This window comes from Rhizobium esperanzae, from assembly GCF_002204185.1.
Lineage (GTDB): Bacteria > Pseudomonadota > Alphaproteobacteria > Rhizobiales > Rhizobiaceae > Rhizobium > Rhizobium esperanzae.
On sequence record NZ_MXPU01000019.1, the window covers coordinates 78,952 to 103,662 of the forward strand.

Consider the following 24,711-nt stretch of genomic DNA (forward strand, 5'->3'; position numbering starts at 1 on the left):
GGTAGTCGATCAAATTCAGCAACCCGGTGTTCGGATTGCTTTGAGGTAGATAGGCCGGAAGGCCAATGATTGGGCGTCCAACGGCGGGCGCCACCAGCAAAGCCGCTGATCAGGATATTCGCGCGCCTCGTGCAAGCGCGTCCTGACCAGCGGCTTTTTTGTTTTAACCCCCAGCAATGGATCGGCACGACCTTGTCGGGCCACGGAGAAGCTATGTCTGCCATTGAGAAAGTGCAGCCCATGTCAGCCGGCGAACCAGCCAAAGCACTGTGGATCTCCACTGTGGCCTTCACCCTCTGTTTTGCGGTGTGGACGATCTTCGCGATCATCGGCATCCGCATCAAACAGGAACTCGGGCTGAACGAGGCCGAGTTCGGCCTGCTGATCGGCACGCCCGTGCTCACCGGTTCGATCGTGCGCATCGTTCTTGGCATCTGGACTGGGCGTTACGGCGGTCGTCTCGTCTACACGCTGACGATGCTTGCCGCGGCAGTGGCGACGTTCCTGCTTTCCTACGCCCACACCTACACGCAGATGCTGATCGCCGGCCTCGGTGTTGGCCTTGCCGGCGGCTCCTTCGCAGTCGGCATCGCCTATGTCTCGCCTTTCTTTCCGGCCGAGAAGCAGGGCACGGCGCTCGGCATCTTCGGCGCCGGTAACGTCGGTGCGGCCGTCACCAAATTCGCGGCTCCCTTCGTTCTGCTCGCCTGGGGCTGGCAGGCGGTTGCCGAGATCTGGGCCGTCTGTCTGGCGCTGATGGCAATCGTCTTCTGGTTCACCACGACAGATGACCCGGCCTTCCGTCTTCGCCGCGAGCGCGGCGTCGCCTCCAAGAGCCTCGTTCAGGAATTCGCGCCGCTGCAGAACGTCCAGGTCTGGCGCTTCTCGCTCTACTATTTCTTCGCCTTCGGCGGCTTCGTCGCCCTGTCCTTGTGGCTGCCGCGCTATCTCGTCGGCGTCTACGGCTTCAACCTGGAAACGGCCGGCATGATCGCGGCCGCCTACTCCATCCCAGGCAGTATCTTCCGCGCCTTCGGCGGCGTACTGTCGGACAAGAAAGGCGCGCGCAGCGTCATGTACGCGATGTTTGCCGTGTCGGCTGTGGCCACCCTCATCCTTTCGCTGCCGGCCACAGCGATCACTCCGGTCATTTTCATCGTCGTCATCTTCGTGCTCGGCTTCTTCATGAGCCTCGGCAAGGCCGCCGTCTACAAGCACATTCCGGCCTACTATCCCGACAGCGTCGGCGCCGTCGGCGGTATCGTCGGCATGATGGGCGGTCTCGGCGGCTTCATCCTGCCGATCGCCTTCGGCCTCCTCAAGGATATGACCGGCCTTTGGTCCAGCTGTTTCCTGCTGCTTTTCGCGATCGTCGCGATCTCGCTCATCTGGATGCACCTGTCCGTCAAGCAATTGTCGCGCCAAGGGCACCCTGCGCCCGTGGCTGCAACCTGATCCGAGGACTGTAAATATGACTGAGAAACTGGTTATCATCGGCAATGGCATGGCGCCCGGGCGCATGCTGGAGCACCTCTTCGAACAGGCGCCCGGACGCTATGAAGTCACGATCTTCAATGCCGAGCCGCGCGTCAATTATGACCGCATCATGCTGTCGCCGGTTCTCTCCGGCGAAAAGGATTACGAGCAGATCATCATTCATGGTGACGGCTGGTATATCAAGCACGGCATCACGCTCTACAAGGGCCACAGGATCGTCAATATCGATCGCGCCGCCAAAACCGTCACGTCAGACCATGGCGTCACCGAAAGCTACGACAAGCTGGTGATCGCAACCGGTTCGGTACCCTTCATCATCCCGGTTCCCGGCAAAGATCTGCCTGGCGTCATCACCTATCGCGACCTCGATGACGTGCAGGCCATGCTGCTTGCCGCCCAGTCGCGCGAAAAGGCCGTCGTCATCGGCGGCGGCCTGCTTGGCCTGGAAGCGGCGGCCGGCCTTGCCCAGCGCGGCATGGACGTCACCGTCCTGCACGTCATGCCGACGCTCATGGAGCGCCAGCTCGATCCTGCCGCCGGTTATCTCTTGCAGAAGGCGGTCGAGGAACGCGGCATCAAGGTCATCTGCAAGGCCAATACCAAGGCGATTATCGGCAACGGCAAGGTCGAGGGCATCGAGCTCGACGACGGCCGCATCATCCCGGCAACCCTCGTCGTGATGGCCGTCGGCATTCGTCCGAATGTCGGCCTGGCTAAGGACGCCGGCCTGGCTGTCAATCGCGGCATCGTCGTCGATGCCGGCATGCAGACCTCGGACGGCGATATCTTCGCGCTCGGCGAATGTGCCGAGGTGGGCGGCATGGTCTACGGCCTCGTTGCGCCGCTTTATGAAATGGCCCGGATCGCGGCAGCACATCTTAGCGACGATCGCTCGCCTGCCTTCGTTCACGCCGATACGCCGACCAAGCTCAAGGTCACCGGCATCGAGCTTTATTCGCTCGGCGATTTCGCCGACGGCGACGATCGCGAAGAGATCGTGCTGCGCGATGCCAGCGCCGGCGTCTACAAGCGCCTGGTGCTGAAGGACAACAAGATCATCGGCACCGTGCTTTACGGCGAGACTGCCGACGGCGCCTGGTTCAACGACCTGAAGAAGAAAGCGACCGACATTTCGGAGATGCGCGATACGCTGATCTTCGGACAGGCCTATCAGGGAGGGTCGCCGCTGGACCCTATGGCGGCCGTTGCAGCCTTGCCGGATGACGCGGAGATCTGTGGCTGCAACGGCGTATGCAAGGGTAAGATCACCTCGACGATCACGTCGAAGGGGTTGACGTCGCTCGACGATGTGCGCGCCCATACAAAGGCATCCGCCTCGTGCGGCTCCTGCACCGGTCTCGTCGAGCAACTCATGGCGCTGACGCTCGGCGACAGCTACAATCCGGCTGCCGTGCAGCCGATGTGCACCTGCACCGATCTTGGCCATGACGACGTTCGCCGCCTGATCAAGGCCAAGGGCCTGAAGAGCATCCCTGCCGTCATGCAGGAGCTCGAATGGAAAACTTCATGCGGCTGCGCGAAATGTCGGCCGGCGCTCAACTATTATCTCGTTTGCGACTGGCCGGATGAATATGCCGACGACTATCAGTCGCGTTTCATCAACGAGCGCGTCCACGCCAATATCCAGAAGGACGGCACCTACTCCGTCGTGCCGCGCATGTGGGGCGGTGTCACCAATTCGAACGAGTTGCGCGCCATCGCAGATGTCGTCGACAAGTTCGAGATCCCGATGGTCAAGGTGACGGGCGGCCAGCGCATCGACCTGCTCGGCATCGAGAAGGAAGACCTGCCCGCCGTCTGGGCCGATCTCGGCAAGGCCGGTTTCGTCTCCGGCCAGGCCTATGCCAAGGGCCTGCGTACGGTCAAAACCTGCGTCGGGTCGGACTGGTGCCGCTTCGGCACTCAGGATTCGACCGGTCTTGGCATCCGCATCGAGAAGTTCATGTGGGGCTCCTGGACGCCGGCCAAGCTGAAAATGGCGGTGTCCGGTTGCCCGCGCAATTGCGCGGAAGCAACCTGCAAGGACATCGGCGTGATCTGCGTGGATTCCGGTTTCGAGATCCACTTCGCCGGTGCGGCCGGTCTCGATATCAAGGGCACCGAGGTGCTCGGGCTTGTGAAGACCGAAGACGAGGCGCTGGAGCATATCGTGGCGCTGACGCAGATGTACCGCGAGCAGGCCCGCTACCTCGAGCGCATCTACAAATGGGCCAAGCGCATCGGCCTGGAGGAAATCCGCCGGCAGATCATGGGCGACGCCGAAAAGCGCAAGGCCTATTACGACCGCTTTGTCTTCTCCCAGAAATTCGCCCAGGTCGATCCGTGGTCGGAGCGTGTCTCCGGCAAGGACAAGCATGAATTCAAGCCGATGGCGACGATCGGCTATCCGCAGGCAGCCGAGTGAGGAGATTGATATGACCTGGTCCAATGAAAACTGGCACCCAATTGGTGACATCTCCGATATCCCTCTACGCGGTGCACGCTGCGTAAAGACTCCGCAGGGCAAGATCGCCGTCTTCCGCACGGCCGAAAACGAGGTCTTCGCCATCGAGGATCACTGCCCGCACAAGGGTGGTCCGCTCTCCCAGGGCATCGTGCATGCCAAGGCCGTCACCTGCCCGCTACACAATTGGGTGATCTCTCTCGAAACCGGCAAGGCGCTCGGTGCCGACGAGGGAGAGGTGCGGACCATACCGGTCCGCAACGAGGGCGGAGCCCTCTTCATCGCGCTCGAAAGCCTGATGATGGCGGCGGAATAGATGACGTCAGAGGTCAAGACCATTTGTCCCTACTGCGGCGTCGGCTGCGGCGTCATCGCCACGATCGACGAGGCGGGCGCCGTCAGCGTCAAAGGCGATCCCGACCATCCGTCGAATTTCGGCCGGCTCTGCTCGAAGGGTTCGGCCCTTGCCGAAACCATCGATCTCGACGGCCGGCTCCTCTATCCCGAAATCTCGGGCGAACGCAGCGGCTGGGAGGAGGCGCTCGACCTCGTCGCCCGGCGTTTTTCCGAAACGATCGCCGAACACGGGCCGGATTCGGTTGCCTTCTACGTCTCGGGGCAACTGCTGACCGAAGATTATTACATCGCCAACAAGCTGATGAAAGGTTTTGTTGGCTCAGGCAATATCGACACCAATTCCAGGCTCTGCATGTCCTCGTCCGTCGCGGGGCATCGCCGTGCCTTCGGTGCCGATACGGTGCCTGGGACCTATGAGGATATCGAGCTTGCCGACCTGGTGGTTCTGACCGGCTCCAACCTCGCCTGGTGTCATCCCGTCATCTACCAGCGGCTTGCCGCCGCAAAGGCGGCGCGACCCAACATGCGCATCGTTGTCATCGATCCGCGCCGGACGATGACGTGCGATATCGCCGACCTGCACCTCGCAATTCGCCCGGACGGCGACATCGCGCTGTTCATGGGGCTGCTTGCCCATCTCGCCACGAGCCCGGCGATCGATCAGAATTATATCGCTACCCATACGGAAGGCTTCGGCGACGCTTTCGCGGCAGCAGCCGAGCTTGACATCAATGATCTCCTGGAACGGACCGGCCTGCCGGCCATGCAGATCCGGGAGTTCTTCCGCCTGTTCGAGACGACTGAGAAAGTCGTCACCTGCTACAGCCAGGGCGTCAACCAATCCTCTTCCGGCACCGACAAGGTCAATGCCATTCTCAATTGCCACCTGGCGACCGGCCGCATCGGCCGCGCCGGAATGGGGCCGTTTTCGCTGACCGGCCAGCCCAACGCCATGGGCGGGCGTGAGGTCGGCGGCCTCGCCAATATGCTTGCCGCCCATATGGCGATCGAGAATGCGGATGACCGTGACCGCGTGCAGCGCTTTTGGAATTCGCCGGTCATCGCCGCAAAGCCCGGCTTGAAAGCGGTCGACATGTTCCGCGCGGTGGCAGACGGGCGCATCAAGGCGCTCTGGGTCATGGCCACCAATCCGGTCGTTTCGATGCCGGATGCCGACAACGTCGAAAGCGCGATCGCCGCCTGCCCCTTCGTCGTCGTATCGGACATTCTGAGAGAGACCGATACGACTCGGCACGCGCACGTGCTTTTGCCCTCGCTCGGCTGGGGCGAGAAAAACGGCACCGTCACCAATTCCGAGCGGCGCATCTCGCGGCAGCGGCCATTCCTTGACGTCCCCGGCGATGCAAAGGCCGATTGGTGGCAGCTTGCGGAAGTCGCCCGCCGCATGGGATTTGCAGAGGCCTTCGATTTCGAGGCGCCGGTCGAGATCTTTGCGGAACATGCCGCCCTGTCCGCCTTCGAAAATGACGGCAGCCGCGATTTCGATATCGGCGCTCGCGCCGGCATCAGCGGCGGCGCCTACGACGAGCTGTCGCCCTTTCAATGGCCGCAGCCGGCAGGCGTCGTGCCCGGCGTCACCCGCTTCTTCGCCGAGGGCGGCTTCTTCCATCCCGATGGCAAGGCGCGCTTCGTCGCGGTCAAACCGCCGGCAACCGATCGCACCAATGCCGATTTCCCCTTCACGCTGAACACCGGCCGCATCCGCGACCAGTGGCACACGATGACAAGAACCGGGAAGAGCGCGCGGCTTTCCGCCCATATCGCCGAACCCTTTGCCGAGATCCATCCGCGCGATGCGATCGAGAACGGCATATCGAGCGCCGGCCTCGTCGAGATCGAGAGCCCCCATGGCAAAGCGATCGTGCGAGCGCTGGTGACCGACCGCCAGGCGCGCGGCGGTGTTTTCGCACCCATGCACTGGAACGACCAGTTCGCAGCAAAAGCGCGGATCGACGCCGTGGTCGCGCCGATCACCGACCCTCTTTCCGGCCAGCCGGCGTCGAAGAACGTTGCCGTCGCCGTTCGGCCCTTCCGCGCCAGCCATTACGGTTTCGCGGTCTCGGCCATCAAACCGGACAAACCCGATGCGGCCTATTGGGCGGTGGCGAAGGCTGCCGGCGGCTGGCGGCTGGAACTTGCCTTCACCGAGGCTGTCGAAGACTGGACGGCCTGGTGCCGGAGGGTGTTCGCCATTCCGGCCGAGATCGAACCCCTGGGTTACGCCGACCGGCAATCGGGCGATCTCAGGCTCGCCTTCTTCGATGGCGAGGTCCTGCTTGCCGCGCTGTTTCTTGCGGGCGAACCGGTTGCCGTCGCACGCAACTGGGCAATCTCGCAACTCTCTGCCGTCCACGGCGATCTGAGGAAGCGCTTTGCGCTGGTCGCAGGCCGCCCAGGGGCCGGCAGACCGGATCCCGGCGCTACCGTCTGCTCCTGCTTCAGTGTCGGGGTCAACCAGATCGCTGCCGCGGTGCGCGGCGGATGCCACAGCGTCGAAGCGGTCGGCAAGGAAACGAGTGCCGGAACCAATTGCGGCTCCTGCCGCAGCGAGATCGGCAGGATCATCGATCGCTGTCTCGCCGCAGCCGCGGAGTGAATGCGCAAGCGCGGGTCGGATGTCAGGCTGCGGTCGGGACGACAAGCATTTTATGGTCGGCTGAGATGCTGACCGCGATCTCGTCATAGGAAGAGATGGTCGGATGCGGCGTCTCAATTTTATGGTGATGGGTTGCCGTAATGACCATGACATCGGCGCCCGCCGCCTCGCCGGCCTTGATGCCGGCTGCGACGTCCTCAAACACCAAACAATCCCGCGTGCTGACGCCGAGGCGTTCGGCACCGAGAATATAACATTGCGGATCGGGCTTTCCGACCGTCACGTCCTCCGCCGTCACCATGAATCTCGGCAGAGGCAGGCCAGCCGCTTCCAGCCGGCGGCGGGCAAGACGCAAGGGCGAAGAGGTGACGATCGCCCAGCGATCCGGCGGCAACGAAGCCAGGAAGGCGGCTGCGCCTGGGATGGCAACGATATCGCCGACATCGGCAATTTCGGCCTCGGTCACCAGCCTTGCCTCGTGTTCGGGATTGACGCCCGGCAGGTTCAGCCGGGTGATTGTGTCAATGCCGCGCGATCCGTGCATCTTCGGCAAGAACGCGGCGACATCGAGCCCATGGCGTCTGGCCCCGTCGCTCCATACACGCTCGGCGGCGAGGATCGAATTGAGGATGGTGCCGTCCATATCGAAGAGGAAGGCGGCATAAGATTTCTCGAAGCCGTGGGGCATCGGCGGGTACAAGGGCGTATCTCATTGAGGAGGAGTGTCGGATGGTCGTCGCTGGAGCCGATGAAACGGCAAATCGCTGCGTTTTGCAAGCCTGGGGAGGACAGCGACGCGGCATGCTTTAGAAAGCCGTGGTGCTCAAGGTGGTGATCAAGTCGCAGGAGAGGCGCAAGCCGATCCGGTCACGGCACAGTTCTTCGGCGCCGTGACCGGATCGGCGCGCAGATAGGCCTGTACTACTGATTTCCAGCGTTTCCCCATGCCACTAAGTCAGGCTGCCGCGTCGGCCGTTAAGATTTACGCGTAACCATGCAAAGTGCGCGTGCAGGTTTTTCAAAAAGATCGGAACAATGATTCCTGCAAGTGGTTACCCAGAGGTCATCCATGATGAAAATCAAAGGAGGATATCCTCATGACCAAATCCCTTGTTGCCGCTTCGCTGCTCGCGATCGGCATGGCATCGTCAGCCTTTGCCCAGTCGAATCCGGATCCCATCGGACCGACGAATGGCGGCTCGACCGATCCAAGTTCGGGTAACTATTCGTCCGATTACACCAACAGCGACAATGGCATGCACCCTGTCCAAGTCGCACCCGTCGATCCGACCACGACCCAGAGCATCCAACCGCCGCAGGCGATGGAATGCGCCGGCATGCCGCAGCAGGGGACCGGTGTCGATACGCGCGGCGGTGAGAGCGGCGCATCGATCAGCGAAGCCTGCCGCGAATACGACAACTGAGCAGGCAATCGCCCGCTTTGAAACATGTCACGCAAAAGCGCACCACTTCGGAAAAGGCCGGTTTATGCCGGCCTTTTCATGTCGTGGCAGATAAAGACTGCCTCCGCAGAGGCTTTTGATCCGCGCGTTCCGGCCATTCCCGCGCCCTTGGTCATTCCGCAGGGTGCGGCATCACCGGATGGTGACCATCCAGCGGCGGCCGTTGCCACCAGCCAGTCAGATAGTTCATCAGCGGGAAATAAGCGCCATAAGGGAGCAGACGTGCCAGCTTCAACATCGTGGTGAAGCGTCTGGGGAAAGCGATCTCGAAAGCCGGCGATTTCAGCCCGGCGGCAATCTGGCGGGCAGCCTCTTGGGACGACACCAGCGCCGCTGGCATAGGAAAGGCGCTCTTGCCCACCGTCGGCGTGTCAACGAAGCCCGGGCTGATAAGCTGAATGCGGATGCCCATCTTGTCGAGATCGAATTTCAGGCTTTCGGCCATGTTGATCAACGCCGCCTTGGTGGCGCCATAAGCAGCCCCCGTCGGCAGGCCGCCATAGGCGGTGACGGAAGAGACGATGGCGATCTGTCCCTGCCCTTTCGCCTTCATATGGCGGATCGCCGGCACGAGACAGTTGACGACGCCGGAAAGATTGACGGCAAAGCTGTTTTCGAAATCGGCGCGGTTCAGGTCTTCGGCATGAACCGGCAGATAGATGCCGGCATTGAGGATCGCCATGGCGAGCGTGCCATGCTCATATTCAATGGAGGCCAGGACATGTTCCATGTCCTCGGCATCGGTGACGTCACCGTCGAGGACGATAATATTACCGGAAAGGCCGCTGGCTTCGGCCTGCAACTCGACCAGCTTTTCGTGGCTTCTGGCGGTGACGGCGACCTTGTATCCTTCGCCGGCAAGCTTCAGCGCAAGCGCCCGGCCGATACCCGAGCTCGCTCCTGAGATCCAGACGATTCCATGTTCGGGGCGGGCGATGAAATCACTCATGACATGCTCCTCCGGCTCAGCCTGACCAGCACGAAAACAGGTCCGGAAGTTCTTTGCGCCTCCCGGATTTATGGCTCTATCACACCATTGTGGCTGCTTTCAGCCGATCAGGTCGCCGATCATCTGACGAAAGGACCCGGTCAGCCGGATCGGTCCGTCCGAAACAGCCAAGGCAATGCAAGGCCTGTCCTTTTCGGCAACCGGCCGGTGCTCGACAGTTTCGTCGGCAATCGAGAGGTCGCCGGGGCCGAAATGGCCGCGCGCATCGTTGAAAGCCCCGTCGAGAACGAGGATCAGCTCCACGCCTTTATGAGTGTGCGCCGGCAAAGCGCGACCAGGGCGGATCCACATCAGACGGACCTCGCAGCCGTCCATGTCGAGCGAATATTCCTTAAATCCGGGCAGCCGCCTGCGCCAGGGGACATCCTCGACCTCGAAGCCGACAAGAGCGCGCAATGCCCGGGGGAACAGAGCAGTTTCGGGTCGCCTGACGGCCTGCGGCTCAGAATCGGGAGACGTGGAGGAGAAGATTGCCGCAAGGCGCTGCTTGCGGTCGGCAATGGCGGCTACCGACGTGTTTTCCAGCGCTTCTCCGGCCAGCAGCTCTAGGGCATTCACCAGGCTGCGATTGTCCAGCTTCATTTCCAGATGGGAGCGTATGAGCACGCGAGCCGGCTCGGGCAGGGAGCCGGCGACATAGTGCGCCATCAATGCGTCAATCGTGTCGATCTGCTCGTGAACCATGTCGGTTTTCGGCCACGCCCCACTGCCCGTGTTCCGTTGTGGCTTTGTCATCATCCGTACGGGGAAAGTCAATCTCCGGATCACCGCGGCACGGTGGGATCGCGGTCGCGCGCCATTTCGGGCAAGGAAAGCGAAATTTTATCGTGACCGCCAGGGGCATGGAATAGCATTTCTTGCCAATACAGCCTTGTGAAGGGAAAAGACCGTTCCTAAAGTAAGAGTTCGAAAGAGGCAGATTCCATGACCTTCCATCCCTCCGTCCTCGAAGCCATCGGCAATACGCCCCTGATCAAACTCAAGGGCGCCTCGGCGGCAACCGGCTGCACCATTCTCGGCAAGGCGGAGTTCCTGAACCCCGGCCAGTCGGTCAAGGACCGTGCCGCGCTCTACATCATCCGCGACGCAGAGCGGAAGGGGCTGCTTCGGCCCGGCGGCGTCATCGTCGAAGGCACGGCCGGCAATACCGGCATCGGGCTGACGCTGGTCGCCAAGGCGCTCGGCTACCGCACCGTCATCGTCATCCCGGAAACGCAGAGCCAGGAAAAGAAGGACGCGCTGAAACTGCTCGGCGCCGAACTCGTCGAAGTGCCGGCCGTTCCCTACAAGAACCCGAACAACTATGTGAAAGTGTCCGGGCGTCTCGCCGAACAAATGGCGAGGAACGAACCGAACGGGGCGATCTGGGCAAACCAGTTCGACAACGTCGCCAACCGCCAGGCGCATATCGAAACGACCGCCCCGGAAATCTGGAAAGACACCGATGGCAAGGTCGACGGCTTTATCTGCTCCGTCGGCTCCGGCGGCACGCTGGCGGGTGTGGCGGCCGGCCTGAAGGCTTTCAAGGCCGATATCAAGATCGGCATTGCCGATCCCGATGGCGCCGCGCTCTATGAGTTCTATCAGAACGGCACGCTGAAATCCGAAGGATCCTCGATCACCGAAGGCATCGGCCAGGGCCGCATCACTGCGAATCTCGAGGGTTTTACGCCCGATTATGCCTATCGGATTTCCGATGCCGAAGCGCTTCCCTATCTCTTCGACCTCGTGGAAAACGAGGGCCTGTGCCTCGGCGGCTCGACAGCGATCAACATCGCCGGCGCGGTCAATCTCGCCCGCGATATCGGGCCCGGTCACACAGTGGTGACAGTCCTCTGCGACTATGGCAACCGCTACCAGTCGAAGCTCTTCAATCCGGATTTCCTGAAGTCGAAAGGACTGCCCGTTCCGGCCTGGATGACTGGTTCGTCCGACATACACGTTCCCTACGAGCCCGTGTGAGACGTCATGCCCGTCAATGCCCTCTATCGCGACGACTTCTATCTCTCGACATGCGAGGCGGTCGTCACCGCCGTTCACGACGACGGGGGCATCGAGCTCAACCAGACCTGCTTTTATGCCACATCGGGTGGCCAGCCCGGAGACACCGGCCAGTTTGAACGCGCCGATGGTGCCAAGATCATACTCGGCCAGACGAAACACGGCATCAGCAAGGATGTCATCATCCACGTGCCGCTCGAAAACGAGCCACGGCCGGAGGTTGGCGAGACGCTGGTGCTGCATGTCGACTGGCCGCGTCGCTATCGGCTGATGCGCATGCATACGGCCTGCCACCTGCTCTCGGTCATCTGCTCCTATCCGATCACCGGAGCCGCGGTCGGCGAGGAGGAAAGCCGCGTCGACTTCGACATGAGCGAGACGATCGACAAGGACGAGGTCACGGCAAAGCTGATGGAACTGGTCGGCCAGAACCACCCGGTCTATCTGCAATGGATCACCGACGACGATCTGGCGGCCAACCCAGACATCGTCAAGTCGAAGAACGTGCGCCCGCCGGTGGGGCTCGGTCGGGTCAGTCTCGTCTGTATCGGCGAGAACTCCTCGATTGACAGCCAGCCCTGCGGCGGCACACATGTCTCGGAGACGCAGGAAGTCGGTCAGATCCACATCGCCAAGATCGAAAAGAAGGGCAAGGAGAATCGGCGCTTCCGCATCCGCTTTGGCACGCCCGGCGTAGAAGCCTGATAAGGGGAGACCATAATGACTGAGAGCAAGAGCCGTTTCGTCGTCTCGGCCGAATGGCTGCAGGCCGAGCTCGGCAAGCCGGATCTGCGCGTGCTGGACGCCTCCTTCTACCTGCCGGCGCAGAAGCGTAACGCCGATGCCGAATATGCGGCCGGCCATATTCCCGGGGCCATCCGCTTCGATCAGGACAAGATCGCCGACCACTCGACGGCGCTGCCCCACACGATCCCCTCGCCCGATTACTTCGCCGCCGAAGTCGGCAAGCTCGGCATCAGCGAGAACGATCGCATCGTCGTCTATGACGGTATCGGCCTGTTTGCCTCGCCCCGCGTCTGGTGGCTGTTCCGGGTGATGGGGGCAAAGAACGTCTTCGTCCTCGACGGCGGTCTCGATGGCTGGAAGGCCGAGGGCCGTCCGCTCGAAACAGCGGCTGCCACCAATGCGCCGGCGACTTTCACGCCAAACTTTGACGAGAGCCGCGTCGTGATGCTGGATACCATGCGCGACATCGTCTCGAGCGGCGCGATGCAAATCGCCGATGCCCGCAGCGCCGGCCGCTTCGCCGCCACCGAACCCGAGCCGCGTGCCGGCATGCGCTCCGGCCATATGCCGGGCGCCCGAAGCCTGCCCTCCGGCGTCTTCGCCAACCAGGGTCGGTTCAAATCGCTGCCCGAACTCAGGCAGACGATCGAAGCTGCCGGGATCGATCTCTCCAAGCCGGTCGTCACCTCCTGCGGTTCGGGAATTACGGCCGCAATCATCACGCTGGCGCTGGAATCCCTCGGCCATCACGACAACAAGCTTTATGATGGTTCATGGAGCGAATGGGGCAGCCGTGACGATACGCCTGTCGTCACCGGTCCGCCGACGCCGGTCAAAGCCTGACCGCCATGGGAAAGACGCCCGCTTCGCTCAAAACCCATATCACCCGCCTTGAAATGACGGCGGCGCCGAAGGCCAGCATGCCGGTGCCGGTCAATATCCAGACGGCGATCATGCGTGCGCCAGGCATACCACTGCCCTTCTACCGCTATCTCTACCGACAGGTGGGCGCGCGCTGGCAATGGGTGGACCGGCTGCGCATGAGCGACGAGCAGCTGACCGAAACGCTGAACGACAAGCGCAACAATATCAGCGTCCTCTACGTGAACGGCGCACCGGCCGGCTTCTACGAGTATTTCTGCGAGGACGAGGATACGATCGAACTCAGCCATTTCGGCCTGATCGAACATGCCCTCGGGCTCGGCATCGGCAAATGGTTTCTGCTGCAGGCACTCTATGCCATCTGGGCGCTCGATCCGAAGCGCGTCACCACGACAACCAATAATCTCGACCATCCGCGCGCGTTGCAGCTCTATCAGATGTACGGCTTCTCCCCTGTGTCCACAGGCACCGGCATTGTGCGGCCGTTGAGTGACAAGGAGCTCCTGGAGCTTGCGCGGAAAAGCTGACGGTTGTTGCCGACGTGGTCATGCTGACAGTGGCTGTCAGCAGCGGTGTGGATAATCAGGAAGCCGCCGGTGTCTGAGCCGGTCAGCATCTCACCGAAAGCCGCGCTATGCTGGTGCTAGCTGGGCTTCAATCCATATGCGATCGGAACAGGATCCCGAGATGAAGCCGCACCACCGCATCTTCTTCATCCAGTTTGCAGTCGCCCTTTCCGTGGGCGCCTTTCTTTCGCGTCTGCCTGATCTTCAGCACAAGTTCGGCCTCACCGAGGGCGAGCTCGGACTTTCGCTCGCGGTCATGTCATTGGGAGTTCTCTGCGGGTTGACGTTTTCGGTGAGGATCATCGAGAGGCTCGGCGCCCGCAACACAGCCTTCGTCACAGTGTTCGGTGCATCCCTGTTTTTATCGATGATCTCCTGGATGCCTTCAGCTCTCCCGGCAATGCCATTGTTCTTCATCGCCGGTCTTTTCACCGGCGCATTCGAGATCAACGCCAATATTGAAACCGACCGTCACGAGGCGCTGCTTGGAAACCGCATCATGAGCCGAGCACACGGCATGTGGAGCCTCGGCTTCTGCATGACTGCCCTTGTCGCCGCCGGCATGCGCCAGGCCGCCATCTCTATCGAACTGCACACCTTCCTCGTCCTCCTGACCGTCCTCATTTCAGGCTCGATCGTTTTCTCGAAGATCGAGACCGCACCCCCGCGGCAGGACGCACACTCCGGAGAGATCCCCCTCATCGCCTTTCCCACAATCGGGCTGTTGCCCCTTTGCCTGATAGGCGCGGCGCCGCTTTTGGCTGAAGGCGCGAGCGTCGATTGGTCAGCGATCTATATGCGTGACGTCTTTGCGGCCGAACCCTTCGTCGGCGGCCTCAGCGTGACGATATTCTCCCTGTGCATCGCCATCGGACGGCTTGCAATGGACCCTGTGATCGACCGCTTCAATCCACACCCGGTCGCAATAGTCCTTCTCGCAATCGTCGTCGCCGGACTTCTTATGGTCGCAACGGCGGCACACCCCGTCATAGCGCTCGTAGGCTTCGGCGTCACCGGTATCGGCTGCTCGTCGGTCTATCCGCTTGCCATCTCGGCTGCTGCCCGCCGTACGGACCGACCGGCTCCGGTCAACGTCGCAGCACTTGGACAGACGATCTTCCTCGTGTTTTTTGCCGGCCCGCCCCTGCTTGGTTTTATTGCCGAATATGTCGGCATCCGCTTTTCCTATTGGGCGGTGGTCCCCGTCATCGTCACCGCGCTTTTGATCACCAGGGCGCTTGCCGCTGCTCCTATGCCGGCCATAGGAGAGCAGCAACCTGTGCAGTCCCAAGTCTGACGTGGCTGGCTTCAGCGTGGAGATGGGTCGCGCAAACAGAAACAGCTAACGCTGCGTAGGCTGCCTGGGCGGCGTGGATCATTGCGGCGCTCGAAGTCGAGCATACGACTCGACTGCTCCTTCAGTTCCGCCACTTCCCGGCGCAAAGCCCTGAGTTCTTTCAATCGGTGTTCTGCTGCGCCGGCAGCGCCAGATCGACTTCGGCCACGGCATTCTCCTTTCACGGCTGCAGGTCGCAAGAAACGGGTGGCATATGCGATGATGCGGGTGCATTTCATGGCAATCACAAAGGAGATTTGCCATGATCGCCATTCGTTTTGTCCCCATACCGACCACCGATGCCGAAGCGCTCTGGAATGGTGGCCGCGACGCCTATGACAACCCGCCCGAGACGATGATATCGGACGGTGACGGCAACCCTTGCCGCCATTGCCTGCAGAACATCGAAGAGGGCGAGGAAATGCTGGTTTTCTCCTACCGGCCCTTCCCGGAGCTGCAGCCCTATGCCGAAACCGGGCCGATTTTCCTCCACAAACGGCCCTGCCGGCGTTACGCCGCGGAAGAGATCCAGCCGCCGATGCTGACGATGAGCCCGGACTTCATCGTTCGCGGCTACAGCGCCAATGATCGCATCGTCTACGGCACCGGCGCGGTGACCGATATCGCCGATATTCCGGCTTATGCCGAGACATTGCTGGCGCGGCCTGACATCGCCTACGTGCATGTGCGCTCGGCACGCAACAACTGCTATCAATGCCGGATCGACAAGATAGAGGCGCCGGCCCTTGCGGAGACCGGCGCCTATGGTTGACCTTGAGTCAGGCAGCCTACGCCACGTTGAGCACGCTCTCCGGCGCGAAGGCCTCGTAACCGAGCGCCTCGGCGACAGGCTTGTTAGTAATACGGCCCTTGTGCACGTTGAGGCCGTTCCTCAAGTGCTTGTCTTCGGTGATGGCGCGCAGGCCGCGGTCGGCAAGCGCAAGCCCGTGAACCAGCGTGGCGTTGTTCAGCGCATGCGCCGACGTGACCGGTACGGCGCCGGGCATGTTAGCGACGCAATAATGCACCACGCCCTCGACCTCATAAGTCGGATCGGAATGCGTCGTCGCATGCGAGGTTTCGAAGCAGCCGCCCTGGTCGATGGCGACGTCGACGATGACGGCGCCCTTCTTCATGCCGGACAGCATCTCGCGGGTGACGAGCTTCGGAGCGGCAGCACCCGGGATCAACACGGCGCCGATGATCAGATCGGCCGAGAAGACCTCCTCCTCCAGCGCCTGGATGCTGGAATAACGGGTGTGAACACGGCCAGCGAAGATGTCGTCGAGCTGACGCAGGCGCGGCAGGGATTTGTCGAGGATGCTGACATCGGCGCCAAGTCCGGCGGCCATTCTGGCGGCATGCAGGCCGACGACACCACCGCCGATGACCGCGACTTTGGCCGGCAGTACGCCGGGCACGCCGCCAAGCAGGACACCGAGACCGCCGTTGGCCTTCTGCAGGGCTGTCGCTCCGGCCTGGATAGACAGGCGGCCGGCGACCTCGGACATCGGCGCCAGCAGCGGCAGGCCGCCCCGCTCGTCGGTCACCGTCTCATAGGCAATTGCGGTGACGCCGGAGGCGAGAAGACCCTTGGTCTGATCGGGATCGGGCGCCAGATGCAGATAGGTGTAGAGCAGCTGACCGTCGCGAAGCTGCGCCCATTCGGAGGGCTGCGGCTCCTTGACTTTGACGATCATGTCACACTTTTCGAAAATATCCTTGGCGGAGGCGGCGATCTTCGCGCCAGCCGCGGCATAGGCGGCATCATCGGCACCGATGCCGGCGCCCGCCTTGGTTTCGACCCAGACCTCGTGGCCATGCGCCACATATTCCCGCACCGAAGCAGGCGTTAGGCCGACGCGATATTCATGATTCTTGATTTCCTTCGGGCAACCGACACGCATCTCGCGTTCCTCTCCTTTTGTCTCCGCGGTCGCGGATCTCCTCTGCGACCGATCCAACCACCAAGGCTGCGAAATGTCCTTGCAAAGACGGTTTGCGCAGGCGCGATTTTTCGGTGATTATTGCGTCTCCAACTCCTATCTTCGAAGGTTCTTCGAATGGCCGATCTTGACACCATCGATCTTGCGATTCTGAAGGTTTTGCAGGCCGATGCCCGCATCACCAATGCTGAGCTCGCCGAGAGGATCGGGCTTTCCCCTTCGGCCTGTTCGCGCCGGCTCGATATTCTTGAAAGAAGCGGCGTCATCGACGGCTACCATGCGCGGCTTTCGCACAAGGCGCTCGACTACAAGATGATCGCCATCGTGCATATTTCACTCTCAGGCCAGTTCGCCAAGACGTTGGCGGAGTTCGAGTCGGCGGTGAAGCTCTGCCCCAACGTGCTCGTCTGCTACCTGATGTCGGGCGAATACGACTACATCCTCAGGGTTGCCGCCCGCGACCTCGAAGACTATGAGCGCATCCATCGCGACTGGCTGTCGGCCCTCCCCCATGTGGTCAAGATCAATTCGAGTTTCGCGCTCAGAGAAATCATCGACAGGCCGAATGTGGGGCTTTGAGGCCTTGCTTATTTTCCGAATGCCTGACCAGACTTTCGGCGCGCGCGGGCATCTCCCGCTTATTGGCATGTCATGAAATCGAAGACCCACGGTTACATTTTCGCCCTACTGGCGCTCACCATCTTTTCGTTGCAGGACGCCATCTCCAAACACCTGGCATCCACCTATCCGCCGATCTTCGTGACGATGATCCGCTACTGGGCCTTCGGGCTTTTCACAGTCATTCTCGCTTCGAAGATGCGCGGCGGTCTCAAGGCGACGGCCCGCACCAAACGACCCGCCTTGCAGGTGGCGCGCGGCTTGCTGCTTGCGGTTCAGGTGGTTCTGGCCATCACCTGCTTTGCCGTGATCGGCCTTGCCCGTTCACAGGCGATCTTCTCCGCGACGCCAATCCTGATCGCACTGCTGGCAATGCCGATCCTCGGCGAACGAGTCGGATGGCGGCGATGGACGGCAATCGGCGCCGGGCTTTTCGGAGTGCTGCTGATCCTGAAACCGGAAGGCGATTTTTTCGACCTGAAGCTGCTTCTCGCCGTCGCTTCCTGCTTCAATTTCGCCTTCTACGTCATCGCCACACGGCTCGTCAGCCGCGACGATTCTTCGACGACCAGCTTCTTCTATACCGGTGTCGTCGGCGCCGTCGCGATGACGCTGATCGGGCCGTTCTATTGGAGCTGGATGTCATCAGGCGACTGGGGCTGGATGGCGCTGGTCTGCGTGACCAGCATTTCCAGCCATTATTTCCTGATCCGCGCCTACGATAGTCTCGATGCGGCCGCCGTTCAGCCGCTGACCTATCTGTCCCTCGTATACGCTTCGATCATCGGCGTGACGATCTATGGCGAAACGCTCAGTCTCAACACGATCGTCGGCTCGGCGATCGTGGTCGCCGCCGGCATCTTCACGGTCTGGCGCGAACATGTGGTGGCGCGCAGAACGGCCGCCGCCCGCGGCATCGCATTTGAATCAGGCGACCTGCGCTAGCCGGTCGTACACCATTGGCTTTCCGGAATCGCTGCACGCATCTCGGCGACATGCAGTAACGCCAACCGACAGTTTCATTGCAATTTTATCCAAGCCACTAAAACCATTTCAATTTTCGGGCGGTATGCTCTCCGACTGTATCCCAGGGAGACAGTATGACCCGCAACTTGAAAATCACGGCGAGAAAGGCCGATCGGCAAAACTGCCGTGTCTTCGGCAGCGTCAAATATCTGAACAGCGAAGTGGATGTCCGCATTCTCAACCTGTCGGTGACCGGCGCCGCCCTGGAGACGAAGACGCCGCTCCATGCCGCTTCCGGCAGCAAGGTGCGCATCGAAGCCGAAAATATCGGACTGCTCGAAGGCATCATCCGCTGGAAGCACAATGGCCGCATCGGCGTGCAGTTCGATGTGAATTCGAATGCGCGGGCACAGGTCGCCTCCTATTTCCGCTTTTTCCATAAGGAAATACGGCCGGTGCTGGCGGTTCGTCAGCTGAGAGCCGCGACCAGCGGCGACCGCCCGCCTCATTTGGCGACGTCGACGCTGAAATCGTAAGGCCGCACCGCTTTTGCGCCGAGGCACATCGCCGCCGTAAAGCGCCTGCGCTTTGTCGACCACACCGGGCGCGGTGCGCCCGAAATCTTTGACCCTTTCCAATGACAACCCTGCTCGCGCCCCTCCCCGAGGGATTCGGTCGGAAGATCTCGCTATAAGTTGCGTTTTAAGGCCACTTCGCCTTTGCCACGGATTGTTTCCGTCCTGTCATTTTCGCAGTGTACTCCTCGCCAAATCGTCCTAATGCTGAGGGGCCGGACGATGCATGATCTTTGAAGGAGAGCTTCCATGTCTTCCATTTTCGATGTCGGCCTGATGAGCCGTCGTTCCCTGCTTGGCGGCCTTGCCGCCACGTCCGCCCTGGTGCTGCTGCACCCATTCAGTGCGCGTGCCAGCGCCAACCAGGCGCATCTCCGGCTGATGGAAACGACGGACATTCACGTCAACGTTTTCCCTTATGACTATTATGCCGATAAGCCGAACGATACGATGGGTCTGGCGCGCACCGGCACGATTATCGACAATATCCGTGCGGAAGCCGTCAACTCGCTGCTGATCGACAACGGCGACGTGCTGCAGGGCAATCCGATGGGCGACTACATGGCCTATCAGCACGGCATGAAGGACGGCGACGTCCATCCCGTGATCAAGGCGATGAACACGCTCGGCTATACCGTCGGCACGCTCGGGAATCACGAGTTCAATTACGGCCTCGACTTCATGTTCAAGGTGCTGTCGGGCGCCAACTTCCCCTTCGTCTGCGCCAACCTGACCAAAGGCCAGCTCGCCTCGGACCCGAAGCAGGACGACCTTTTCTTCAAGCCTTACGTCATTGTCGAAAGGCAGATCAAGGACGGCTCCGGAAATGAGAGCCCGGTCAAGATCGGCTTCATCGGCTTCGTCCCGCCGCAGATCATGCTCTGGGATATCAAGAACCTTGAGGGCAAGGCGCAGACGCGAGATATCGTCGAGGCCGCCAAGGCCTGGGTCCCGGCGATGAAGGAGGCCGGCGCCGATATCGTCATCGCCCTCTCCCATTCCGGCATCGACGGGAGCGCGCCGTCCGAAAAGATGGAAAATGCATCGCTGCATCTGGCCGCCGTTGAGGGGATCGACGCGATCTTCACCGGCCACCAGCATCTCGTCTTCCCCGGCCCCAAGAGCTGGGACGGCATCGCCAATGCCGACCCGGTCAAGGGCACACTGCACGGCAAGCCCGCCGTCATGGCAGGCTTCTGGGGCTCGCATCTCGGCCTTATCGACCTGCTCTTGGAAAAGGACGGCAACAGCTGGAAGATCGTCGACTTCACCTCGGAAGCACGGCCGATCTATCATCGCGACGACAAGAAGAAAGTGATCGCCGATTATACCGACAAGAAGGAGGTCGTCGAGGCCGCCAGGACAGAACATGAGGCGACACTCGCCTATGTCCGCACGCCCGTCGGCAAGACCTCCGCGCCGCTCTATTCCTATTTTGCGCTGGTTGCCGACGATCCTTCCGTGCAGGTCGTCAGCCAGGCCCAGACCTGGTACATCAAGCAGATGCTCGCCGACACCGCGTACAAGGATCTGCCGGTCCTTTCAGCGGCGGCCCCCTTCAAGGCGGGCGGCCGCGGCGGCGCCGACTACTATACCGATGTCCCGGCTGGCGATATCGCCATCAAGAACGTCGCCGATCTCTATCTCTATCCCAACACGGTGCAGGCTGTGGCGATCACCGGCGCTCAGGTGAAAAACTGGCTGGAAATGTCGGCCGGCATGTTCAACCATATCAAGGCAGGTTCGAAGGATGCGCCACTGCTCAACACCGACTTTCCGTCCTACAATTTTGACGTGATCGACGGTGTTACCTACCAGATAGATCTGTCGCAACCGCCGAAATATGATTCATCGGGAAAGGTGATCAACCCTGACTCCAATCGCATCCAGAACCTCGCCTTCGATGGCAAGCCGATCGATCCGGCTCAGAAGTTCGTCGTCGTCACCAACAATTACCGCGCCGGCGGCGGCGGCAGTTTCCCGGAGATTGCAGCGGACAAGGTGATCTTCCAGGCACCTGATACCAATCGCGACGTCATCGTCCGCTATGTCCACGACCAGGGTACGATCAACCCGTCGGCCGATGCGAACTGGACGTTCAAGCCGCTGCCGGGCACGACCGTTACCTTCGACAGCGGGCCGAAAGCAAAGCAGTTCCTCACTGCGGTCAAGAGCGTCAAGATTGAGGATGCCGGCGACGGTGCCGACGGCTTCTCGAAGTTCCGGCTGGTTCTTTAGGGGTGGAATTTGGAGGAAGGCGCGGCCCCACGCCTTCCTCATTCGGCCGCCAGCGGCGGAATGGCGTCACGCAGTTCCGCCATTTCCGCATGGAAATCGGCCTGGTTCGGGCAATGGGAAAGCCGCGTGCGAAACGCGTCGATCATCCAGCTGGCGGCAGGCCCGGGCGGGTTGGCGAGCTGGCGCATCGAATAGATGGCGTACTCGCCCTGTTCATAGGCATCGAGATCGAGATGGACGAGTGCGCCGCTGCGCAAATCATCATGCATAATGGGAGCCGGAAGACCGCCCCAGCCAAGACCGGCCTTGATAAGCTGGTGTTTCGTCGCGATATCGCTGACGCGCCACGTCTTGTAGGACAGGACGTTGAAATCCCGTCCCTTCGTGCGGCCTGAGGCGTCGGTGACGACGAGCTGCACTTCCTCGCGCACGTCGCCGAGTGTCAACGGCCGGTCGATGCGGGCAAGCGGGTGGTCGGGTGCGGCAACGGGCAACATGAAGGAATGGCCAATCCGCTCCGTGATGATCGAATCATCCTGCTTCAGCACAGCGCCGCCAATGCCGATCGTCGCCTTGCCGCTCAGAATGAGATCCATGACCATTCCAAGCTCGCCGACATTGAGGTTCAATGAAACGGTCGGAAACCTTTCGCGGAATTCGTGCAGCACGTCCACCACGGCCCGCGAGGGCACCATGACGCTAATGGCCACGGAAACCTCCGCTTCAAGCCCTTCCCTCAGGCTTTTGACGCGCGCCCGCATGACCTGCAGGTCACCCAGAATACGGCGCGCATCCTCGAGCATCGCCTTGCCCGCCTCGGTCAGCTTCGGCTGGCGCGCGCCTGAACGCTCGAAAAGCGCCACTTCCAGCTGCGCCTCGAGGTTGGCGATCGTATAGCTTATAACCGATTGCGCCCGGTTCAATGCCCGCGACGCGGCCGAGAAGCTGCCGGTCTCGGCAACCGTCAAAAACACCTGCAATTGATCCAGGGTCGGGTTCGGAAGCATCTTCCATCCATTCCATCGATAGTTTCGATCGACATTATCTCCGTTTTTTCGATAGCGGGCCAGACTTATTTTCCTGTTCGACACCGCGGCTCACCTCCCAGCAACGAGCCGTTCCGTTCAATTCGAAAGGAAATGATCCATGTCTTCCATTCTTCTTCTGACGTCCAGCCCGCGTGCCGAATCACTCTCGACGCCGATCGCCGCCGAGCTCGCCGAGAAGCTGAAAAACCAGAAGCCGGGCAGCGTCGTCGTCCGGCGCGACCTTGCCGCCACCCCGCTGCCGCATATCGACGACCTCTTCACCGGCGCGATCCGCAAGCCGGCGGAAGCCCGCACAGCAGAAGAGATCGCCGCCATCAAGACCTCGGACGAACTGGTCGCCGAACTGTTTGCCGCCGACACGATCGTCATCAGCACCGGCCTGATCAACTTCAACATCTATTCGTCGCTGAAGACCTGGATCGACAATGTCGCCCGCGCCGGTGTGACCTTCAAGTACACGGAAAGCGGCCCGGTCGGCCTCGTGACCGGCAAGAAGGTCTATGTCGTGCTTGCTTCGGGCGGCGTCTACTCGCAGGGACCGGCTGCTCCCCTGAACCATGCCGTGCCTTACCTGAAATCGGTTCTCGGCTTCCTCGGCATCACCGATATCGAGATCATCTATGTCGAAGGCCTGGCTTTCGGCCCGGAAGCCGCTGAAAAGGCCATCGGCGCCGCCAAGTCGCGCGTCGAGGAAATCGCACTCGCAGCTTAATTGGCCTTCAACCATCATTGAACGGCCGGCACGTGCCGGCCGTTCGTCATTTGTCGATATCGGCAACGAAATCCCGGATCGTCTCCAGGATTTCGCCCGAAAGAGCCTCATTCGGTCTTGCGACCGCCAAAGTCTTCATCGACGAGGGTGCCAAAGTGGTGATCACCGGCCGCAACCCGGAAACGCTTGCCGCTGCCGAAAAGGCGCTTGGGAGCGGTAATGCTGGCGCTGAAGCTCGGATGGGCGGCCTGAGCCCGCTCGGCCGCATGAGCGAAGCCGACGAAATCGCCAAGGCATCGCTCTATCTCGCCTCGGACGATTCCGCCAACGTCACCGGCATCGAAATCACCGTCGATGGCGGTATGACGGGCGCGCCATCCGGCGCCAAGATCTTCCGCTCGCCTGACTGCATGGGGGCTGGCAAAACCTGCCCCCGCTCCCTGTGCAGCCAGCCTCGCTATGGTTACTTTGTCTCAGCTCTTACGCACGGCGCGGTGAGCAATACGAAACAGGACGATTGCCACATTGAGGATGGCAAGCAGGAGCAGGACATAGAGCATGGCCTGAATTCCGGAGGAAACGATCAGGTTGCCGGCAATCAGCGGAAAGCCGAAGACGCCGATGAAATAGGACAGCGAGAACAATAGAAGCGATTGCGGCATAAGGCCCTGAGGCGCCTCATTTGCAGCCAGCCCGTTGATGACGGAATAGGTCAACCCATAGCCCAGTCCAAGCATCGCCGCGGCTCCGAGGTAGACTGTCTGACTTGATGTCATCACCAGGAACAGCAGGACGGAAGCCAGGGTCAGGCTTGTCAAGACCAGAAGCGAATAGAACGGATCCTTCCTGACCACATATGCCGCCACGAACAGCCGGCTCAGGATGGCGGACGACATAAAACCGATGAAGAACAGGGAATAGTCGAAGCCGTGCGCCTTGGCATAGCTGGTCTGGAAGCTGGAAAGCCCCCCGAAAATCGCTCCACCGACGCCGACCATGATGATGGAATAGATCGCCGGCGAAGCGATCACCTGGCGCGCCGCGCCAAACGAGATCTTGTTGACCTCGGGCAAAATCTTGCCGGCATTGGTCAGCCGGAGATGGAGCCAAAAGTACAGAGCACCGCCGGCGAGGCTGGACAGGAAGGCAAAGGAGAAGGCCGTCTCAATCGGCATGGACCAGCCGGTGGCTATGCGGCCGATGATCGGTCCGGCGCCGATGCCCGACATCATCGACCCCGAAAGCAAGGCAAAGAACGTGATCCGGTTTTGGGGCTCGACCAGTGTGGCGACCAGAATGGGCCCAAGCGTATAGAACGTGCCCCAGCCGATACCGAGAATGAGGCCGACGGTCATAAGGCTGAGCCCAACCGAGGGGACGGTGGCAAATCCCAATCCCGATGCTGCAAGAAACAGCCCGGCAACAGCCACTGCGCGCGCCGAGCCGATGGCGTCCGCGATATGGCCGGACAGGATCACGAGAACGACGGTGCTGACCGTCGCGGCCGAGATGATCAGGCCGGCAAGCGCCTCGTTCCCGCCACGCTGGCCCACCAGCACCGGGATGAGAAAGGTCACGCCATAGGCGATGGAAAGAAGAAATCCTCCGATACACAAAACGGCAAACTCGCCGCCATCGACCTTCTCCATTGTCACTGAATCACTCATA

22 protein-coding genes and 1 pseudogene are annotated in these 24,711 nt (G+C 61.2%); 17 read left to right on the forward strand and 6 right to left on the reverse strand.

What is annotated here, in order from left to right; genetic code table 11:
• Window positions 1-213: 213 nt before the first annotated feature.
• Genes B5E41_RS24465 through B5E41_RS24480 form a run of 4 tightly spaced genes read left to right on the forward strand, consistent with a single transcriptional unit; the run spans window position 214 to window position 6,935 of the window.
• Window positions 214-1,455: an MFS transporter gene (locus B5E41_RS24465; RefSeq protein ID WP_088396415.1), complete on the forward strand. Its 1,242-nt coding sequence runs from the start codon at window positions 214-216 to the stop codon at window positions 1,453-1,455.
• A gap of 16 nt (window positions 1,456-1,471) precedes the next feature.
• Complete coding sequence (gene nirB / locus B5E41_RS24470) at window positions 1,472-3,922, forward strand: nitrite reductase large subunit NirB (RefSeq protein ID WP_088396416.1); 2,451 nt, start codon at window positions 1,472-1,474, stop codon at window positions 3,920-3,922.
• A gap of 10 nt (window positions 3,923-3,932) precedes the next feature.
• Window positions 3,933-4,277 carry a nitrite reductase small subunit NirD gene (gene nirD, locus B5E41_RS24475; RefSeq protein WP_088396417.1) on the forward strand — a complete coding sequence of 115 codons (345 nt, stop codon included), beginning with the start codon at window positions 3,933-3,935 and terminating at the stop codon, window positions 4,275-4,277.
• Entirely contained in the window at window positions 4,278-6,935 is a 2,658-nt protein-coding gene (locus B5E41_RS24480; RefSeq protein WP_088396418.1) for a nitrate reductase, read from the forward strand. It abuts the gene before it with no gap.
• Window positions 6,936-6,957: 22 nt separating this feature from the next.
• Here the strand turns inward: B5E41_RS24480 and B5E41_RS24485 are convergent, their stop codons facing one another.
• Entirely contained in the window at window positions 6,958-7,623 is a 666-nt protein-coding gene (locus B5E41_RS24485) for an HAD family hydrolase (protein WP_425350142.1), read from the reverse strand.
• Window positions 7,624-8,032: 409 nt separating this feature from the next.
• Between B5E41_RS24485 and B5E41_RS24490 the strand changes: the two genes are divergently transcribed.
• On the forward strand, window positions 8,033-8,359 hold the full coding sequence (locus B5E41_RS24490; RefSeq protein ID WP_088396420.1) for a hypothetical protein: 327 nt from the start codon (window positions 8,033-8,035) through the stop codon (window positions 8,357-8,359).
• A 151-nt stretch (window positions 8,360-8,510) separates the two neighbouring features.
• On the opposite strand, the gene B5E41_RS24495 is transcribed toward B5E41_RS24490, so the two are convergent.
• Together B5E41_RS24495 and B5E41_RS24500 are read right to left on the reverse strand one after the other, a co-directional pair.
• Complete coding sequence (locus B5E41_RS24495; protein WP_088396421.1) at window positions 8,511-9,347, reverse strand: SDR family NAD(P)-dependent oxidoreductase; 837 nt, start codon at window positions 9,345-9,347, stop codon at window positions 8,511-8,513.
• A gap of 99 nt (window positions 9,348-9,446) precedes the next feature.
• Complete coding sequence (locus tag B5E41_RS24500) at window positions 9,447-10,091, reverse strand: ChrR family anti-sigma-E factor (protein WP_088396422.1); 645 nt, start codon at window positions 10,089-10,091, stop codon at window positions 9,447-9,449.
• A gap of 240 nt (window positions 10,092-10,331) precedes the next feature.
• Here B5E41_RS24500 and B5E41_RS24505 point away from each other — a divergent pair, with 240 nt between their 5' ends.
• The 6 genes from B5E41_RS24505 to B5E41_RS24535 all read left to right on the forward strand — a co-directional run bounded on the left by B5E41_RS24505 (window position 10,332) and on the right by B5E41_RS24535 (window position 15,711).
• On the forward strand, window positions 10,332-11,369 hold the full coding sequence (locus B5E41_RS24505) for a cysteine synthase A (RefSeq protein ID WP_088396423.1): 1,038 nt from the start codon (window positions 10,332-10,334) through the stop codon (window positions 11,367-11,369).
• Between the two features lie 6 nt (window positions 11,370-11,375).
• A complete protein-coding gene (locus B5E41_RS24510) occupies window positions 11,376-12,113 on the forward strand; it encodes an alanyl-tRNA editing protein (RefSeq protein WP_088396424.1) in 738 nt (245 codons plus the stop codon).
• A 15-nt stretch (window positions 12,114-12,128) separates the two neighbouring features.
• Complete coding sequence (gene sseA, locus B5E41_RS24515; RefSeq protein WP_088396425.1) at window positions 12,129-12,998, forward strand: 3-mercaptopyruvate sulfurtransferase; 870 nt, start codon at window positions 12,129-12,131, stop codon at window positions 12,996-12,998.
• A gap of 5 nt (window positions 12,999-13,003) precedes the next feature.
• The gene (locus tag B5E41_RS24520) at window positions 13,004-13,564 is read left to right on the forward strand and encodes a GNAT family N-acetyltransferase (RefSeq protein ID WP_088396426.1); all 561 of its coding nucleotides are present in this window, start codon (window positions 13,004-13,006) and stop codon (window positions 13,562-13,564) included.
• 160 nt (window positions 13,565-13,724) lie between these two features.
• Window positions 13,725-14,900 carry an MFS transporter gene (locus B5E41_RS24525; protein WP_088396427.1) on the forward strand — a complete coding sequence of 392 codons (1,176 nt, stop codon included), beginning with the start codon at window positions 13,725-13,727 and terminating at the stop codon, window positions 14,898-14,900.
• 301 nt (window positions 14,901-15,201) lie between these two features.
• On the forward strand, window positions 15,202-15,711 hold the full coding sequence (locus B5E41_RS24535; RefSeq protein ID WP_088396428.1) for a DUF1203 domain-containing protein: 510 nt from the start codon (window positions 15,202-15,204) through the stop codon (window positions 15,709-15,711).
• Between the two features lie 16 nt (window positions 15,712-15,727).
• Here B5E41_RS24535 and ald read toward each other — a convergent pair whose 3' ends face one another.
• A complete protein-coding gene (gene ald / locus B5E41_RS24540; protein ID WP_088396429.1) occupies window positions 15,728-16,846 on the reverse strand; it encodes an alanine dehydrogenase in 1,119 nt (372 codons plus the stop codon).
• A gap of 156 nt (window positions 16,847-17,002) precedes the next feature.
• Here ald and B5E41_RS24545 point away from each other — a divergent pair, with 156 nt between their 5' ends.
• From B5E41_RS24545 to B5E41_RS24560, 4 genes are all read left to right on the forward strand, one after another.
• Window positions 17,003-17,464, forward strand: coding sequence for an Lrp/AsnC family transcriptional regulator (locus B5E41_RS24545; protein ID WP_064802037.1), 462 nt, complete (start codon window positions 17,003-17,005; stop codon window positions 17,462-17,464).
• A gap of 72 nt (window positions 17,465-17,536) precedes the next feature.
• Complete coding sequence (locus B5E41_RS24550) at window positions 17,537-18,448, forward strand: DMT family transporter (RefSeq protein WP_088396430.1); 912 nt, start codon at window positions 17,537-17,539, stop codon at window positions 18,446-18,448.
• Between the two features lie 155 nt (window positions 18,449-18,603).
• The gene (locus tag B5E41_RS24555) at window positions 18,604-19,005 is read left to right on the forward strand and encodes a PilZ domain-containing protein (RefSeq protein WP_088396431.1); all 402 of its coding nucleotides are present in this window, start codon (window positions 18,604-18,606) and stop codon (window positions 19,003-19,005) included.
• Window positions 19,006-19,293: 288 nt separating this feature from the next.
• Entirely contained in the window at window positions 19,294-21,282 is a 1,989-nt protein-coding gene (locus B5E41_RS24560) for a bifunctional 2',3'-cyclic-nucleotide 2'-phosphodiesterase/3'-nucleotidase (RefSeq protein WP_088396432.1), read from the forward strand.
• Between the two features lie 38 nt (window positions 21,283-21,320).
• Here the strand turns inward: B5E41_RS24560 and B5E41_RS24565 are convergent, their stop codons facing one another.
• Window positions 21,321-22,289 (reverse strand): LysR family transcriptional regulator, encoded by a 969-nt coding sequence (locus tag B5E41_RS24565; RefSeq protein WP_088396433.1) that lies wholly within the window; start codon window positions 22,287-22,289, stop codon window positions 21,321-21,323.
• 139 nt (window positions 22,290-22,428) lie between these two features.
• On the opposite strand from B5E41_RS24565, the gene B5E41_RS24570 reads away from it, so the two are divergent.
• Both B5E41_RS24570 and B5E41_RS32815 read left to right on the forward strand, forming a co-directional pair.
• On the forward strand, window positions 22,429-23,043 hold the full coding sequence (locus B5E41_RS24570; RefSeq protein ID WP_088396434.1) for an FMN-dependent NADH-azoreductase: 615 nt from the start codon (window positions 22,429-22,431) through the stop codon (window positions 23,041-23,043).
• A gap of 230 nt (window positions 23,044-23,273) precedes the next feature.
• Window positions 23,274-23,444 (forward strand): annotated as a pseudogene (locus B5E41_RS32815) (SDR family oxidoreductase); the annotation flags it as partial.
• A gap of 72 nt (window positions 23,445-23,516) precedes the next feature.
• Here the strand turns inward: B5E41_RS32815 and B5E41_RS24580 are convergent.
• A complete protein-coding gene (locus B5E41_RS24580) occupies window positions 23,517-24,710 on the reverse strand; it encodes an MFS transporter (protein ID WP_088396435.1) in 1,194 nt (397 codons plus the stop codon).
• Between the last annotated feature and the right edge of the window lies 1 nt (window position 24,711).